The sequence below is a fragment of the Pandoraea eparura genome (assembly GCF_902459725.1).
In the GTDB taxonomy this organism is placed as follows: Bacteria; Pseudomonadota; Gammaproteobacteria; order Burkholderiales; family Burkholderiaceae; genus Pandoraea; species Pandoraea eparura.
Genome location: NZ_CABPSH010000001.1, coordinates 1 through 17,143 on the forward strand (window position 1 = coordinate 1; position 17,143 = coordinate 17,143).

The 17,143-nt window shown below is 65.5% G+C and carries 14 protein-coding genes and 1 tRNA gene; 4 read left to right on the forward strand and 11 right to left on the reverse strand.

Annotated features, from left to right (window positions below; translation table 11 throughout):
- The first annotated feature begins 324 nt into the window (after positions 1-324).
- The 3 genes from PEP31012_RS00005 to PEP31012_RS00015 all read left to right on the forward strand — a co-directional run bounded on the left by PEP31012_RS00005 (position 325) and on the right by PEP31012_RS00015 (position 2,341).
- A complete protein-coding gene (locus tag PEP31012_RS00005; protein ID WP_150587332.1) occupies positions 325-1,053 on the forward strand; it encodes a transporter in 729 nt (242 codons plus the stop codon).
- Between the two features lie 241 nt (positions 1,054-1,294).
- Positions 1,295-1,371: transfer RNA gene (locus tag PEP31012_RS00010), tRNA-Met, on the forward strand.
- 157 nt (positions 1,372-1,528) lie between these two features.
- Positions 1,529-2,341: a class I SAM-dependent methyltransferase gene (locus PEP31012_RS00015; RefSeq protein ID WP_150587333.1), complete on the forward strand. Its 813-nt coding sequence runs from the start codon at positions 1,529-1,531 to the stop codon at positions 2,339-2,341.
- Positions 2,342-2,618: 277 nt separating this feature from the next.
- Here PEP31012_RS00015 and PEP31012_RS00020 read toward each other — a convergent pair whose 3' ends face one another.
- Positions 2,619-3,599 (reverse strand): helix-turn-helix domain-containing GNAT family N-acetyltransferase, encoded by a 981-nt coding sequence (locus PEP31012_RS00020; protein WP_150587334.1) that lies wholly within the window; start codon positions 3,597-3,599, stop codon positions 2,619-2,621.
- Between the two features lie 136 nt (positions 3,600-3,735).
- Positions 3,736-4,071 carry a hypothetical protein gene (locus PEP31012_RS00025; RefSeq protein WP_246171073.1) on the reverse strand — a complete coding sequence of 112 codons (336 nt, stop codon included), beginning with the start codon at positions 4,069-4,071 and terminating at the stop codon, positions 3,736-3,738.
- A gap of 296 nt (positions 4,072-4,367) precedes the next feature.
- Between PEP31012_RS00025 and PEP31012_RS00030 the strand changes: the two genes are divergently transcribed.
- Complete coding sequence (locus tag PEP31012_RS00030; RefSeq protein ID WP_150587336.1) at positions 4,368-4,709, forward strand: zinc ribbon domain-containing protein YjdM; 342 nt, start codon at positions 4,368-4,370, stop codon at positions 4,707-4,709.
- Between the two features lie 89 nt (positions 4,710-4,798).
- Here the strand turns inward: PEP31012_RS00030 and PEP31012_RS00035 are convergent, their stop codons facing one another.
- From PEP31012_RS00035 to aliA, 9 genes are all read right to left on the reverse strand, one after another.
- Positions 4,799-5,218 carry an ester cyclase gene (locus PEP31012_RS00035; protein WP_174978054.1) on the reverse strand — a complete coding sequence of 140 codons (420 nt, stop codon included), beginning with the start codon at positions 5,216-5,218 and terminating at the stop codon, positions 4,799-4,801.
- A 98-nt stretch (positions 5,219-5,316) separates the two neighbouring features.
- The gene (locus PEP31012_RS00040; RefSeq protein ID WP_150587338.1) at positions 5,317-6,495 is read right to left on the reverse strand and encodes a CmpA/NrtA family ABC transporter substrate-binding protein; all 1,179 of its coding nucleotides are present in this window, start codon (positions 6,493-6,495) and stop codon (positions 5,317-5,319) included.
- A 9-nt stretch (positions 6,496-6,504) separates the two neighbouring features.
- On the reverse strand, positions 6,505-7,080 hold the full coding sequence (locus PEP31012_RS00045; RefSeq protein WP_150588000.1) for an ANTAR domain-containing response regulator: 576 nt from the start codon (positions 7,078-7,080) through the stop codon (positions 6,505-6,507).
- A gap of 275 nt (positions 7,081-7,355) precedes the next feature.
- Complete coding sequence (gene cobA, locus PEP31012_RS00050) at positions 7,356-8,159, reverse strand: uroporphyrinogen-III C-methyltransferase (RefSeq protein ID WP_150587339.1); 804 nt, start codon at positions 8,157-8,159, stop codon at positions 7,356-7,358.
- A gap of 90 nt (positions 8,160-8,249) precedes the next feature.
- A complete protein-coding gene (locus PEP31012_RS00055; RefSeq protein ID WP_150587340.1) occupies positions 8,250-10,967 on the reverse strand; it encodes a nitrate reductase in 2,718 nt (905 codons plus the stop codon).
- Between the two features lie 47 nt (positions 10,968-11,014).
- Positions 11,015-11,380 (reverse strand): nitrite reductase small subunit NirD, encoded by a 366-nt coding sequence (nirD, locus tag PEP31012_RS00060; protein WP_150587341.1) that lies wholly within the window; start codon positions 11,378-11,380, stop codon positions 11,015-11,017.
- Between the two features lie 10 nt (positions 11,381-11,390).
- Positions 11,391-13,850 (reverse strand): nitrite reductase large subunit NirB, encoded by a 2,460-nt coding sequence (gene nirB, locus PEP31012_RS00065; RefSeq protein ID WP_150587342.1) that lies wholly within the window; start codon positions 13,848-13,850, stop codon positions 11,391-11,393.
- Positions 13,851-14,227: 377 nt separating this feature from the next.
- Positions 14,228-15,397: an acyl-CoA dehydrogenase family protein gene (locus PEP31012_RS00070; protein WP_150587343.1), complete on the reverse strand. Its 1,170-nt coding sequence runs from the start codon at positions 15,395-15,397 to the stop codon at positions 14,228-14,230.
- 42 nt (positions 15,398-15,439) lie between these two features.
- Entirely contained in the window at positions 15,440-17,083 is a 1,644-nt protein-coding gene (gene aliA, locus PEP31012_RS00075) for a cyclohexanecarboxylate-CoA ligase (RefSeq protein ID WP_150587344.1), read from the reverse strand.
- Positions 17,084-17,143: the final 60 nt, after the last annotated feature.

The window sequence follows — 17,143 nt, forward strand, 5'->3', positions numbered from 1 at the left end:
CTCCCTATCTCCCTATCTCCCTATCTCCCTATCTCCCTATCTCCCTATCTCCCTATCTCCCTATCTCCCTATCTCCCTATCTCCCCATCTCCCCATCTCCCCATCTCCCCATCTCCCGATCTCCCCATCTGACCATCTCTCCATCCCCCAATCGCTCCCCCTAACCGCGGAGCCCCCGACGAGCGATGCTCCCGGGATACGAACCTCGAATACGTCACATTCGGCAGGTTTCGGTTGACCGTGTCATCCGTCCCTCGTACGATCCGCGCGACGGATTTCCTACCCTTCGCACCGGGGCGCACGACTCGCCCGCAGGAGTTTTCGATGAAGCAGTTTCTAATGCTTGCGGCAGCACTCGCGCCGCTTGCCGCCCACGCCGCCAACCCGCTTGTGACGGACGACACCGGCACACAAGACACCGGTAACTGGCAACTCGAGCTGAACAGCGAGTGGATGACGCTGCCGAGCGCGCGGCAGCAGCAATGGAACAACACGCTGACGTACGGCGTGATGCCCAACCTCGACGTCGCCATCCAAGCGCCCTACCAACGCACGCGACCGGATGGCGATGGCTGGACCAGCGGCGTCACCGACCTTCAGTTGCAAGCCAAATGGCGCTTTCTCGAAACCGAGCAATGGAGCCTCGGCCTGAAACCGTTCATCTCGCTGCCGACGGCCAGTCAGGATCGCGGTCTCGGCAACGGTCGTGCCACCTCCGGTGCCAACCTGTTGATGCAATACAACCTCGATCGCTGGACACTCCTCGCGAATGCGGGCTACACCTGGAACAACAACGGCATCGGCAACCGACAGAGCCTGTGGAGCGCGTCCACGGCCGTGCTCTTCTGCGCGACGGAAAAGCTGCGCCTGGTCGCCGACATCGGTCTTGCGACCAATCCAGACGCCACGACCCAGACGAAGCCCGCTTACGCGCTGGTGGGCGCGATCTATAGCCCGACGAAGGACCTCGATCTCGATGTCGGTTACAAACGCGGCCTGAACCCCGCGTCGCTTTCCCACTCGCTACAGGCGGGTACCACGATCCGCTGGTGACCTCGGTGACAAGGCCGGCCTGTACCCGACGTCGCTCTCCCACTCGGTACCGACGGGCGCCACGATCCGCTGGTGAGCACCGCGCGCCGCCTCGGCGCGACGTTGATTCCTGAATGACGAGGCATGCGCGCAGCAGGCCGCGAAAATGCACACGTCGCGCATATTTTTCGAGGACCTACAAACTTAATGTCATAAATGCTTGACACGATGCGCGGAATTATCGTACTATTCATTTCTCAGACGCGGGGTGGAGCAGTCTGGCAGCTCGTCGGGCTCATAACCCGAAGGTCACAGGTTCAAATCCTGTCCCCGCAACCAAATTCGAAAGCCCGTTGGCCGCAAGGTCGACGGGCTTTTGTCATTTCAGACGCGCCTCCTCGTCGATAAATGCCGATACGGCCTACCCTTGGCCCGCCTAGAATGAAAAGCCGGCGGGGTAAACCGGGGCCCGCGTCAACGCATTCCAGGGGGCATCATGGCCGAGCCCGACAAGGTCTTTGCAGGGTCGATTCCGAAGTGCTACGACACGCTGATGGTGCCATTGATCTTCGAGACCTACGCCATCGATACGGCAACGCTTGTGGCAGCAACTTCGCCCAAGTCGGTCCTGGAGACCGCAGCCGGCAGCGGTGCGGTCACGCGAGCACTTGCCCCGAAACTCGGCCCCGACGCACGCTACGTGGTGACCGATCTCAATCAGCCGATGCTCGACTATGCCGCCAGCCGGCAACCGGCCGACGCCCGGATCAAATGGCAACAGGCCGACGCACTCGCCCTGCCGTTCGACGACGCGTCGTTCGATGTCGTCGTCTGCCAGTTCGGCGCGATGTTTTTCCCCGACAAGGCGGCTGGCTATGCCGAGGCGCGTCGCATGCTGAGAGCGGGTGGGCGCTTCGTCTTCAGCGTCTGGGATCGAATCGAAGAGAACGCCTTCGCCGACGAGGTCACCGAGGCCGTCGGGGCATTGTTTGCGCATGACCCGCCAAGATTCCTCGCCCGCACGCCGCATGGCTATTACGACCTCGCTCGGATCCGGGAAGATCTGAGCCACGCCGGGTTTATCCATATCGAGATCGAGACCCGCGAAAAGATGAGCTATGCGGCGTCGGCCCGCGACGCCGCCACGGCCTATTGCTTCGGAACCCCGCTGCGCAACGAAATCGAAGCGCGCGATGCCAGCTTGCTACAACTCGCCACCGACCGGGCGACGACGGCCATAGCCCGACGTCACGGTCACGGTCCGGTGGCCGGAAAAATTCAGGCACACGTGATCGTAGCCGCGAGATAGCGGCGGTGCGGTGACGGTGACGCGGTGGCGGTGGCGTGATGGCGGCAGTGCGATGGCGGCAGTGCGGTTGCGGCGGCGCGGCGGCGCGGTGGCGCGGTGGCGACGGTGCTATGGCGGTGCTGCGGTGCGGTGGCGGCAGTGCGGTGGCAGTGGTGCGGTGGCAGTGGTGCGATGGCGGCGGCACGTTAGCAGAATAACGGCGGCTTCTGCGCCGCCGATGCATCGCGATAGCTCACGCGGGCATTCGACTGCCCGCGGCGGCCTCAGGAAGCGAGCGCTATGACGACGCGCCGCCCGCGCGACGGCAGAACCGTTGCTCGACAACCCGGCTCCCCCATTGCTCACCCTCGAACTCGTCGGTCAACGCAAAGCCGAACGACTCGTACAGATGCCGCGCGGCATCAAGTCCCTTGAACGTCCATAGGTACGTCTCGCGATAGCGCGCATCGACGAACGCCATGGCCTGCGCCATCAGACGCCGCCCGACCCCGGCCCCACGCAGCGAATCGTCAACGATGAACCAGCGCAAATGCGCGACACCCGCCTCAAGGTCACCGTCGATCGCGAGCGAGGCGAGCGTGCGCGCATTCTCGACATGGCGCCACAGCGCTTTGCCATCAGCGGGTAACGCGCTGGCGAACGTCGCCAGTTCCGTCGCCACCTTCGTCTCGAAAAACGCCCCAAACCCCCAGTGCTGCCCGTAAAAGCGCGCGTGCAGGCTGGCAATGTCGCCGATACATCCCGGCTGATAGCCTTCGAGCACCTGCGCGCAGACTTCCCCCTCGACGGCGCCTTTGGCCGAGTTGTCGTGCGCAAGCGCGTCCGCGTACAGGGCAAGCGCCCGAACCAGGGCCGCCTGATCCGCAGGCACGATGCGCCGTAGCGCACTGGACACCTGATCGGTCGCAAAGCGGTCGATCTTGCTGCGAAGCCGTTGCCCCGCTTCGGTCAGGAAGAGTTCGGAGGCGCGCGCGTCGTTGCTCGCCGTCGTGCGCCTCACGAGTCCACTGGCCTCGAGCTTCGCCACTTGCCGGCTCGTGTTCGATTTGTCCAGACGCAGGAGATTGCCGAGATCCTTGGCACTGATCCCCGGCGTCGCCCCAATTTCGATAATGGCGTGAACCGCGGACGGCGCGAGATCACTGTCGGCCAACGTCGTTCGCATGAAGCCCAGTTCGCGAACCAGCCGGCGGGAGAAGTCGCGGAGTTCCAGAATCTCCGCTTCGCGAGGCTTGCCAGGTAGATCGACGATATCCATATCTCACCCCCTATCAGTTGCGCATCGCAACCAATATAGTTGCGACGCGCAACTTACGCAAGTCACTTATTGCGCCTGACGGTGCTCTGAAAGGGAGTCAGACCACCCAGTGTCACGGAACCCCGCCGTCATGGCGTCATTGACCGCCGCCCAGCAAATCGTGGGCATCCAGGATGGCGTAAGCGATACCCGGACGACTATCGAGACATCGGCGAACCGCGGCCGGGATCGACGCCTGGATCTTCCGGCAAAGCCCGGGCTTTGCCACCAACCGAATACTGATGCCTCGGACCGTCCGGACTTCGTTCGCGCTCGGGGCGATCTCCAGCGAAATGCCGAGTTGCGCCTGCATCAGATCGGCGACGCGCTGCAAATCGGCGTAACTGGTCACGGCTTCGATGCGCGCAATCAGCCGCTTCTCCTCCGCCTGCGTCAAGCGCAGGATGCGGCGATCACCGTGAGGGTCTTGCATGAGGCTTTCCCGGTCACACGTGCAAGCCCCCGGGGGGCACTCCTTGCGGATTGGGAAGCGGGTCTCGTCGACCATAGAATACGAACAGGGGGCGTTGGCGGGACTGACATCGACATTGCATTATCGATCGTTCAAGTGTCCGTAATCCGATCGCTTGAATCAATTAGGGATGTCATCGAAGCCGGACCGTGATCGCCGCGCCCTGTCATGGGCGCTCCGCTGCCCGGAAAAATCCTTCGGCAGCGATATAATTTCGCGCTTTTATCCCCTTCGTCGGCCTTTCAGGACCCATCGACATGAGCACTTTGCCCGCTTGCCCGAAATGCAACTCCGAATTCACCTACGAAGATGGGGGTGTCTACATTTGCCCCGAGTGTGCGCATGAATGGTCGGCACAGGCCGCCGCATCAACGGAACCCACGGAACGCGTCTATCGCGACGCCACCGGAACGCGCTTGCAAAACGGCGACACGGTCACCGTCATCAAGGACTTGAAGCCAAAGGGGTCGGGCGGCGTGATCAAGATGGGCACCAAGGTGAAGAACATTCGGCTGGTGGACAGCGACCACGATATCGACTGCAAGATCGACGGCTTTGGCGCGATGAGCCTGAAATCCGAATTCGTCAAAAAGGTCTGACCCGGTTCCAGCGCCCGTCGACATCGCGCTCGACGGGCAACAGACGACGGACGACGCCCGCACACGCCGCCGAGCGGCGGACCTGACGTTCATTGCCCGGGCGGCGGCACCACCCCGAGCTGCACCATCATCCCGAGCGTGTCCATCAGGAGGCGCGTCTGCCGGATGCGGCCCCGATCCACCCGATCGATCACCATTCCCCAGACACGTACCGGCCGGCCGGTGGCCGGCACCCCGAGAAAATCGCCCCGGTGCGTCCCCGTCCACTCGAATCGGGTCAGCACGCGATCGCCCTCGACAAGTTGCTCGTCAATGCGCCAGTGCATGTCGGGAAACGCAGCACGCATGCCACGCAGAACAGCTTTGAGACCGTCAATCCCAGCCCCCTGACCGGGGAAGGGGACTTGCTCCACCACGTCGTCCCAGAAGTAACGATCGGTGGCGTCGATGTGGCCCTGGTTCAGCACGTCATCGACGAACGCGAGAACGACGTCACGAATATCGCTCATGGGCATGATGGCCTCCGGCCAGTCGGGAGATTGGGCGCAATCAGCGCGCCCGCAACCCTTCGGACGCCGCCCTTCATTCTAGTCGCGGCGCACCGAAATCACCGTGCCCGAATGTCGAATCCGTCGACGTAAGCGCGCAAATCGCCAGCACTGGCCGCATCCCAGACCTTGCCGTCGCAAAGCACCTCGTGCGCAGGCGATGCGACCACCGGCACGGCCTCGGCACGTGCCGCTGCCTGGTACAACGCCGTCTGGCTCACCGCTGCCGCCGTCTGCGCGGCGGCAGCCACCGCCGCGTCGCCCACCATCCCCCAGCGACGATATTGCGCGATGAACCACATGCCATCCGAAGGATGCGGGTAGTTCACCACGCCTTCGTCGAAGAAGCTCACGGGCAGCAAGGCATGCCGTCCCTGCAGACGGCCGAAGTCGCCCAACAGACGCGCCGCGATCAGATCGCGTGGCGCCCCGACCCACGCCGGCTCTGCCAGCCATCCTGCCGCTTCCGCACGGTGTCCAGGCATATCCAGCCAGCGGCACGCGCTGAGCAGCGTGCGCACCAGCGCCTGTGCCGTTCTCGGATAACGCGTCACGAAATCCCGACGGCAAGCCAGCACCTTCTCAGGATGATTCGGCCAGATGTCGCTCGATACCGTGACTGTGCGCCCCAGCCCGCGCGCCTGCGCCACCGCATGCCAGGGCTCGCCACAGCAAAAGCCGTCGAGTCCGCCCTCTTCCATCGCGGCAACCATATGCGCCGGAGGAATCACGATACTGGTAACCTCGGTGAGCGGATCGATGCCCTGCGCGGCAAGCCAGTAATTGAGGAACATCGCGTGCGTGCCTGTCGGAAACGTCTGTGCGAAGACCGGCTTGCGCCCGAGCGACGCCAGCGCTTCGCGCAAGTCGCCCGTGTGCACCATTGCCTCGGCCAGCGACGGCGTGACCGTAACCGCCTGTCCGTTGCGATTGAGCACCATGAGCACGGCCATGTCTTCACGCGGCCCACCAATGCCCAACTGCACGCCATACACGAGACCATACAGCGAGTGCGCGGCATCCAGCTCGCCCGTGAGCAGCTTGTCGCGCACGGCCGCCCACGACGATTCGCGGCTCAGTTCGAGGGTCAGCCCATGCTCGTGCCCCAGCTCCAGGCGCTTCGCCACGACCAGCGGCGCCGCATCGGACAGCGCGATGAACCCCACGCGCAGATGACGTTTTTCTGGCGCACCGTTCGGCGATTGCGCATCAGAAGCCAACCATGATGACGTCGACATGAGCTGTGTCTATCCCAATAATTCGGCGATCGAGACGAGTTGGCGCGCCACTTCGACGAGCTTCTCGCCTTGATCCATCGCCCGTTTGCGCAGGATGGCATAAGCCTCCTGCTCGGAAATCTTGCGTCGGTCCATGAGCAGCCGCTTGGCACGGTCGATCAGCTTGCGGTCGGCCAGCTCGGTCTCGGCCTTGGCCAGACGCGCGCGCAGCTTTTCCTCATGGGCGAAGCGCGCGAGCGCGACTTCGAGAATCGGCGCGAGCCGGTCGGCCGCCAGTCCCTCGACGGAGTAGGCTGTCACGCCCGCATCGACGGCCGCGCGAATCAGCGCTTGATTGCCGTCGGCCGAGAACATCAATACCGGGCGCGGTGCCGCCGCGTTCATCACGGCGAGCTGTTCAAGCGTGTCGCGCGAGGGCGATTCGGTGTCGATGATGACGACGTCCGGGCGCTCGCTCTCCACCACGCGTGGCAACGCCTGCGGCTTGGCCACTTCCACCAGCATTTCGCACCCCAGACGCGCGAGCGCTGCGCGCAGCTCGCCAATCGGCTTGTCCGTATCCGTGACGAGCAGCACGCGCAGCATGCCGTGCGCCCCCGGCACCGCAACGGGGGCGACAGGGGCAACAGCGGTGGCGGCGGCACCAGGAACGGCGGGTTTGCGGGACGTATCGGCCTGAGGATCGACGTCCCCGGCATCCGGTGTTTTCGGCAAGTTCGTGGGGGCCAACGCGGTTGGCCTGTCAGTGAAAATCCATCCACGACGCCGTCGCGGGGCGGCATCGGCTACGCCCCGTCGGCAACGTCTCGTGCGCTATTCGAACACGCGCTGTTCAGTATAGGTAGTGACGATACAACGCATCAGGCCGCTCTGGCGATGACGTCGTGCACAGCGTGCGCGGCGACATCGCCGTGATCGGCGCCCGTCGCCACGCTCGGCGCGACTGCCGCGAGCGCCGCTTCACCGACCGCGCCGCCCACGAGCAGGACGGTCGGACTGGCAAACCCCGCGGCGCGCACGTCCGCCGCCAGCCGGCCCAGCGACGTGACCATTCGCCGCTCTTGCGGCGAGCCCGCCCACTGGACCGCCCCCGCCGGCGTGGCCGCATCGAGATGCGTCAGCAGTGTCTCGCTCAGTTCCTCGACCCGATGCAAGCCCATGTAGATCGCCAGCGTGGTGCCGGTCGCCGCGAGCGCCGCCCAGTTGGGCGCACTGCCGTCCTGCCGGTGCGCGGTGACGAACGTCACGCCCGCACAGTGCTCGCGATGCGTGAGCGACATGCCCAGGCCGGCGGCCGCCGCGAACGCCGACGACACCCCGTTGACGATCTCCACCGGCACCCCCGCGCGACGCAGCGCCGAGATCTCCTCGCCCGCACGCCCGAACATCAGCGCGTCGCCGCCCTTCACCCGCACCACATGCACGCCGCGACGCGCAAAGCGACACATCAGCCGCTCGATGAAAGCCTGCGGCGTCGAGCGACAGCCGCCGCGCTTGCCCACGGCAATCACGCGGGCCTGCGGCGCGAGCGTGGCGATTTCTGGGTTGGCCAGATCGTCGACGAGCAGCACATCGGCCTCGCCGAGCACGCGCGCCGCGCGCAACGTCAGCAGATCGAGCGCGCCGGGACCCGCGCTCAGCAGGGTGACTTTGCCGTTCTTCATGATCGTTCTCCCTCAATTCCTCGATGTTCTGCCTGTCGCCCAATTCATATCCTGTCGGAAGGTTCGCGATGCAATGCCCGTGCCCTGGGCTCAGGCCGCGTTCGTCGCGAACGGCGGCGTCATTGCCTTGCCCGGCGCAGCGCACATGCGCTGCAACTCCGGCACGCACGAGCCGCAGACTGTTCCACAGCCGAGCCTCGCCTTGAGCTGCGACACGTCCGCCCCCGCGCCGATGGCTGCGTTGATGCTCGACGCCGTGACCGATTTGCACTGACACACCGTGCGATCGCGCGGCGCGGCCGGCCCGCTGTCGGCCACGAAGACCGCATGGCGCGCGCGCGTCCACGGCGCCGTTTCGCGAACGCGCGCGAGCAGCGACGTCGACGCAGCGACATCGGCTTCGCTGCCCGCCACCAGTACGCCGTCGATCAGCGTGTCGCGCCATGCCACGCGCTTGGTCATCGACCGGCGCGCATCGCGATACTCCAGCAGCGACTCGTCGCGCGGCAGGGCCAGCGCCGTGTGCAGGCGCTCCAGCCAGTCGGCGTCGGGCTCGTTATCGGCGGCCATCACCACGATCCGGTCGTCGCCCTCCAGACGCACGGTCGCGAAGCGCCGCTCGGCCAGCAGCGGCTGCACCGACGCGTGCAATTGCAGCGCGTCGCCACGTCGCACTGCCGCCACGCGCCACGCCAGCGTGAGCGGGTCGACGCGCACAGCGGCATGCTTCAGTTCCGGTTGCTTCGAATACTTGTCGACGGCGCCGAGGGTGGTGTCGTTCACGCCCCCGCCACCGAGAAATTGTCCGCTCCAGTGCATCGGCACGAACACCGTGCCCGAGGCGACATCGTCGCTCACGGCCAGCGTCAACACCCGCTCGCCGCGACGGCTCGACAGCTGCACGAATTCGCCCGCGCGCAGGCCACGGCGCGCCGCGTCGGCCGGATGCATGGTGAGTGCCGGTTCCGGCGCGTGCTCGAACAACTGTCCCACACGCCCCGTGCGGCTCATGCCGTGCCACTGATCGCGCAGGCGGCCGGTAATCAGGCGCAACGGATGGCGGGCGTTGATCGGCTCGGCCACCGGCCGGTATTCAAAGGCGTGAAACCGTGCGCGGCCGTCGCCCGTGGCGAACACGCCATCCTCGTAGCGCCGTGCGGCCCCATTCGCCGCTCCTGCCGGGAACGGCCATTGTTGCGGCCCGCGCTGCTCGAGCAACGCATAATCGATACCGCCGATATCGAGGTCGCGTCCCACCGTCAGGGCGCGATGCTCGTCGAAAATCGTCTCGATCGACGAGAACGCGAACGGCTCGGGCGATGCATCGAGCTTTGGCGCAAGACGTCGGGCGACCTCGCCGGCAATCCACCAGTCGGCCCGGGTCTGCCCCGGCGCGGCGACGGCCGCGCGCACGCGCGAGATGCGCCGCTCCGAATTCGTGACCGTGCCCGCCTTCTCGCCCCAACTCGTCGCGGGAAGCAGCACGTCGGCGTACGGAACGGTATCGGTCTGGTGAAACACCTCCTGCACCACCACGAATTCCGCGGCGGCGAGCGCTTCACGCACGCGCTCGCTGTCCGGCATCGAATGCACTGGGTTCGTGCACGCGATCCAGATCGCCTTGATACGGCCGTCGCGCACGGCGTCGAACATCTCCACGGCGGGCAGACCCGGCTTGTCGGATAGTCCCCGCACGCCCCAAAGCTGCTCGACCTCGGCGCGATGGGCTGCGTTGCCGATCTCGCGATGCGCCGCAAGCATGGTGGACAGCCCGCCCACTTCACGTCCGCCCATCGCATTGGGCTGACCGGTGAGCGAGAACGGCCCGGCGCCCGGGCGTCCGATCTGCGCGGTGGCCAGATGCAGATGGATGAGCGCGAGATTCTTCTCAGTGCCGTGGCTCGACTGATTCAAGCCCATGCAATACAGGGACAGCGCCGCCGGGCTTTCGCCAAACCAGTCGGCCGCCTGACGCAAGGCCGACTCCTCGATGCCGCAGATATCGGCTGCGAGTTGCGGCGTATAGCCGCGCAGCATCTGCTTAAGGGCATCGAAGCCTTCGGTATGAACGTCGATATAGCGCCGGTCGATGCGTCCTTCCCAGATCAGGTGATGCAGCATGCCGTGAAACAGCGCAACGTCGGTGCCCGGCACGATGGCCAGATGCAGATCGGCCATCGCCGCCGTGTCGGTGCGGCGCGGATCGACGACGATCCAGCGAATCGACGGATCGGCCGCCTTGGCCGCTTCGAGTCGACGGAACAGCACCGGGTGCGCGTAGGCCATGTTGCTGCCCGCGAACAGTACGGTGCTGGCCGCTTCGAGATCGTCGTAGCAGGTGGGCGGACCGTCCGCGCCGAGCGCCATCTTGTAGGCACTCACGGCGCTCGACATGCACAGTCGCGAGTTCGTGTCGATGTTGTTGGTGCGCACCAGCCCCTTGGCGAGCTTGTTGAAGACGTAGTAGTCCTCGGTCAACAACTGTCCCGACACGTAGAACGCGACGGCGTCCGGGCCATGCCGGCGGATGACGTCGGCAAAGCGCGACGCCACCGTCTCGAGCGCGTCGTCCCAACTGGCGGGCGCGCGCTCGGCGTCGCGCGTGGTGCGCAGCTCGGGCGCCAGCACGCGTCCGGCAAGCGACTGTGCAGTAAGCGGCAATGTCATACCCTTGCTGCACAGCCGCCCGAAGTTTGCCGGGTGCGCCGGGTCGCCCTGCACACCGACGATGCGCTCGCCGTCGCTCTCGACGAGCATGCCGCAACCGACGCCGCAGTAGCAACAGGTGGTTTGCGTGAGGGTTGTCATGGGGGGCTCCGGCAATAGCGAGGGGTCAGGGGGTCGAGGGGTGCGGGTCAAGCGGCAGCCGTCGCTGCACTCGCCTCGGTACCGATCGCCTCGTCGAGCGATACATACACCTCGCCCGCGTCGATCCGCACGGCAAAGCGCTCTGCGCAGCCCACATCCGGGGCGCAGGCTTCGCCGGTCGTCAGGTCGATGTTCCAGGCGTGCAGCGGGCAGGTGACCTTCTCACCATGCACGATGCCCTGCGAGAGCGCACCGCCCTTGTGCGGGCACTTGTCGCGCAGCGCGAAGACCTTGTCGCTTTCGGAGCGAAAGAGCGCGATGTCGCCGCTCGGATGGGTCAGCACGCGCGTGCCCAGGCGCGGGATCGCGCCCACGTCGCAAACATGCAGCCAGATCGGTTTGGATTGCGTCATGGTGTTCTCCTCAGGCAGTCTCGGGCTCGACGCCCACCGGCACGATCGAGGTCAGCGGACGATATTCATTGGCTTGCGCCCCGTTGATGCGCGCTTGCCACGGATCGGGCAGGCCATCGAGCGAGAAGAGCAGCCGCTCGTACAGCGCCCGACGATTGGCGGCATCGTTCACCACGCGTTGTTTCACGTAGTCGAGCCCCACCCGGTCGAGGTAATGCACCGTGCGATCGAGGTAATAGGCTTCCTCGCGATAGAGCTGCAGGAACGCGCCCGTGTACTCCTTGACCTCGTCAGCCGTTTTCACCTTCACGAGGAATTGCGCGACTTCGGTCTTGATGCCGCCGTTACCGCCCACATACAGCTCCCAGCCCGAATCGACGGCGATCACGCCCACGTCCTTGATCCCGGCCTCGGCGCAATTGCGCGGGCAGCCGGACACGGCGAGCTTGACCTTGTGGGGCGACCACATGTTCGCGAGCATGGTCTCGAGATCGATGCCCATCTGCGTGCTGTTCTGTGTGCCGAAGCGGCAGAACTCGCTGCCCACGCACGTCTTCACGGTGCGGATCGACTTGCCATAGGCGTGTCCCGACGGCATGCCGAGGTCGCGCCAGACGCTCACGAGGTCTTCCTTCTTCACACCGAGCAAATCGATACGCTGACCGCCCGTGACCTTGACCATCGGAATCTGGTACTTGTCCGCCACGTCGGCGATGCGACGCAGCTCGCTCGGGTTCGTCACGCCGCCCTTCATCTGCGGGATGACGGAGAACGTGTTGTCCTTCTGGATGTTGGCGTGCACACGCTCGTTGACGAAACGGCTTTGCGGATCGTCGACGGCTTCCTTCGGCCACGTGCTGAGCATGTAGTAGTTCAGCGCGGGACGACACGTGGCGCACCCGTTGGGCGTGCGCCATTCGAGGAAGTCGAAGGCGGCACGATGGGTCGTGAGGTGATGCTCGCGCACCGCGCGACGCACGTCGGCATGCGACAGATCCGTGCAACCGCACACGGCCTTTTCCTTCGGCGCTGCGTCGTAGGTCGAGCCCAGCGTGCTCATCAGAATCTGTTCGCACAGCCCGGCGCACGACCCGCACGAGCTGGCGGCCTTCGTATGCTTCTTGACTTCATCGAGCGTGAACAGGCCCTTCTCGGTGATCGCCTTGACGATGGTGCCCTTGCACACGCCGTTGCAGCCGCACACTTCATCGGTATCGGACATGGCCGACGCGCGGTTCTGGCCTTGCGTGCCCACGTCACCCACGCTCGACTCGCCGAACATGATGCGCTCGCGCAGTTCACCCAGCGCGCGCCCTTCGCGCAGCAGCTTGAAGTACCATGCGCCGTCGGCCGTATCGCCATACAGGCAAGCGCCGACGAGTTTGTCGTCGCGAATCACCAGCTTCTTGTAGACGCCGCTCGCGGGATCGGACAACACGATCTCCTCGGTGCCTTCGCCGCCGAGAAAGTCGCCCGCCGAGAACAGGTCGATGCCTGTGACCTTGAGCTTCGTCGACAGCACCGAGCCGCGATAGCTGCCGATGCCCATGAGCGCGAGGTGGTTGGCACAGACCTTGGCCTGCTCGAACAGCGGGGCCACAAGACCATAGGCCACGCCGCGATGGCTCACGCATTCGCCGACGGCGTAAATGCGCGGATCGTAGGTTTGCAGCGTGTCGGACACGACAATGCCGCGGGCGCAATGCAGGCCGGCCGCTTCGGCCAGCGTGGTGTTCGGGCGGATCCCGGCGGCCATCACGACGAGGTCGGCCGCGATTTCTTCGCCGTTGCTGAACCTCACGGCCCGCACGCTGCCGTTGCCGTCGTCGAGAATCGCCGCCGTTTGATGCGACAGGCGGAACGCGAGACCGCGCGCTTCGAGCGACTGTTGCAGCAGCTTGCCCGCCGTGCTGTCGAGCTGGCGTTCGAGCAGCGTGTCGGCCAGGTGCACCACGGTGACGTCCATGCCACGCAGCTTGAGACCGTTGGCCGCCTCGAGGCCGAGCAGGCCGCCGCCGATCACGACCGCATGACGCTTCATGCTCGCCGTCTCGATCATGATCTCGGTGTCGCGAATGTCGCGGTAGCTGATCACGCCGTCGAGATCCTTGCCGGGCACCGGCAGGATGAACGGGCTGGAGCCGGTGGCAATCAGCAGACGGTCGTACGGCGCCTCGGTGCCGTCGGCGCAACGCACGACGCGGCGCGGTCGATCGATCTGGGTGACTTCCTTGCCCAGATGCAACGTGATGCCCTTCTGGGCATACCAATCCAGCGGATTGAGCACGATGTCGGCGAACGACTGCTCACCGGCAAGCACCGGCGAGAGCAGGATCCGGTTGTAGTTCGGATGCGGCTCGGCACCGAATACGGTGATGTCGTACTGATTCGGTGCGATTTCCAGCAGCTCTTCGAGCGTGCGGATGCCGGCCATGCCGTTGCCGATGACGACCAGACGAGGTTTGCGCATGCTGTCTTCTCCTGTTGCAGCGCTTGCAGCGCCCGAAAAACAAAACGGCGTCCGACCATGCCGAAGCATGGAGGGACGCCGTTGTCCTGTAGGTACGTCGCAGGCGCTCTCGCCTGACGCCGTACCGGAATTCATGGCCGGCGACGTCTTTGCCGCTGGCTCACACAGTTACGCAACAAGCGTGCCAGGTAGCACAAGACGATCGGCAAAGCGTTGCCAGGCAACGCAGAACGGGAGATTTGTCTATGGGAAATGCCCGAAAGTCAGGTTAAATCTGCTGCACCGCAGCAGTGCAAGGCGGTCCGGCATCGGCCTCACGCGCACCAGCATGATGCGCCGCGTGAGCGCCGCCGCGCATCGCCGAAGGTCGCGCCGCCTCAATCGTCCTGCATCAGGGCACGCCCGATAATCAATTGCTGAATTTGCGTGGTGCCTTCATAAAGTCGCAACAGGCGCACGTCGCGATAGAAGCGCTCGACCTTGTATTCGTTGATGTAACCTGCACCGCCGTGCACCTGCACGCCACGATCGGCCACGCGCCCGACCATCTCGGTGCAAAACAGCTTGGCGCACGAGGCCCGCATGCTGACATCGGCATCGCGCTTGCCTTGGGGCTTCGTGTCGTAACGCTGGGCGCAGTCCTGCACCATCGACCATCCGGCGTACAGTTCGGCCCGACTGTCCGCGAGCATCGCCTGCACGAGCTGGAAGTCGCCAATGCGCTGCCCGAATTGCTTGCGCTCGCGCGCATACGCGACGGACTCGTCGAGAATTCGCTGCGCCATGCCGCACGCGAGCGCCGCCACATGCAAGCGCCCACGGTCGAGGACCTTCATGGCCGTCTTGAAGCCCTTGCCCGCCTCGCCGCCGATGATGTTCTGCGCCGGCACGCGCGCGCCTTGCAGCACGACGTCGCAGGTCTTCGTTCCGCGCTGCCCCATCTTCTTGTCGGGCTTGCCAAGCGACAGGCCCGGCGTGTCGGCCGGTACGATGAAGGCCGAGATGCCGCCCGCGCCCTCGCCGCCCGTGCGCGCCATCAGCGTGAATGCCCCGGCCCGCGGCGCGTTGGTGATGAAGCGCTTCACGCCGTCGAGCACATAGGTGTCGCCGTCGAGCACGGCGCGCGTCTTGAGGGCGGCCGGGTCGGACCCCGCGTCCGGCTCGGTGAGCGCGAACGACATGATCAAGTCCCCGCTCGCTACGCGCGGCAGCAGCTCGCGCTTCTGCGCCTCGGTGCCATCCATCAGGATGCCCTGCGAGCCGATGCCCACGTTGGTGCCGAATACGGAGCGGAAGGCCAGCGACGTCTGCCCGAACTCGTAGGCCACTCGCACTTCCTGCGACATCGACAGCCCGATGCCGCCGAACGCCTCGGGGATCGACAGGCCGAACAGGCCCATCTCCTTCATCTCATCGACGAGCGTGGCCGGCACGTCGTCGTGCGCCTCCACGTCGTTCTCGGCAGGCACCAGCCGCTCGCGAATGAAACGTTGCACCGCCGCGAGCAACAGCTCGAACGATTCGCTATCCAGTCCCTTCGATGTCATCGACCTTTCGTCCTTGAAGAATGGCGCGCCGCGCCAGGGCGTTCACTCGCCCGTTTGCAGCATCTCGCGTAATTTGAACTTCTGTATCTTACCCGTGGGGGTCGTCGGCAGCGCCTCGCGCACTTCGAGGCGTTCCGGCCAATACTGCCGGGCGACCTTGTGCGAGGCCAGGAAGCCAGTGAGCGCCGGCAGATCGACCGACTGCCCCGGGCGCGGCACCACGACCGCACACGCGCGCTCGCCGAGGCGCTCGTCCGGATACGCGACGATGGCCACCGTCTCGATCGCCGGATGCCGGTACAGCAGCGCCTCGATCTCGACGACGGGAATGTTCTCGCCGCCCCGAATGATCACGTCCTTGCTGCGCCCGGCGATGCGCACGTAGCCGGTGGCATCGAGCCAGGCCATGTCGCCGGTGTCGAACCATCCCGCCTCGTCGGTGCCGTTCCACTGCGCCCGCTTGAGATAGCCGCCGAAATTCGAGCACGAGCGCACGAGCAAGCGGCCGGTCTCGCCCGTCGGCAGATCGCGATCCTGCGCATCGACGACGCGCAGCTCGACGCCCGGCAATGGGCAGCCGTCCGTCGTCGACGCCCGCGCATCGTCGTCGTCCAGACGCGTGAGCGTCACGGCGCCGTTCTCGGTCATGCCCCACGCCGACACAATTTTCGCGCCGAGCACCTTGCGCGCCTTCTCCACCACCGGCCCCGGAATCGGCGCCCCCGCGCACAGGAAGGCACGCAAGCTCGGCACGGTCTCGCCGCTGGCCGCCACCGCCTTGGTCAGATCGGCGAGAAAGGGGGTGGACGCCATCGTGAAGGTCACCCCGTGCGCCTGAATCAGGCCCACGGCAGTCGCCGGATCCCACACGTCGAGCATGACTGCGCTCGCGCCGAGCACGATCGGCATCATCAGTCCGTACATGAAGCCGGTCTGGTGCGCGAGCGGCGAGCCCATCAAAATCACGTCGTCGCGACCGAGACGCATGCGCTGCGCGTAGGCCTCGATGTTCGAGAACGTGGTGTTCGCACTGTGCATCACGCCCTTCGGCTCGCCCGTGGTGCCGGAGGTGTACATCAATTGCATCACGTCGTCCGGACGTGCGCGCGATGCTTGCATCTGCGCGCGCTCCGCGTCGGTCGCCGCCGGTTCGCCAGCCATGAGCACGGCATCGAAACTCTCCTGCGTGGCAGCCTCCCCGACGACGATCACGTGCCGGAGCGCGGCAAGCTCGCGCTGCAACGCGCGCGCCATCGCCGCGTGATCGAAGCCGCGAAACTGCTTGGGCACGAGGAACACCTTCGCCTCGCCATGGCGCAGCATGAACGATAGTTCGCGCTCGCGGAAGATGTGCATGAGCGGATTGAGCACCGCGCCGATACGGGCGCAAGCCAGGTAGGTCACCGCGAACGGCCAGCCGTTGGGTAGTTGGCACGCGACCACGTCGCCGCGCCCGACGCCACGCCGCAACAGGCCCAGCGCAAGTCGCTCTGCGGCATCGGCGAGTGCGGCGTAGGTCAGCGATGTGGTCTGGCCGGTGGCCGTCGAGACCGCCGTGAGTGCGACCTTGTCTGGCCACGCCGCAAGCGCCGCGTCGAGCGCATCGTTGATCGTGCGTTCGGGCCACCAGCCACGCGCCACGCTGTGCTCGCGCCGAGGGGGAAGCAATACCGCATCGAACTCCATCACATCGTCTCCTTGACTGTCGCGGATTTCACGCCGTTAGGGTCTTGCCCTTGCCTTGCC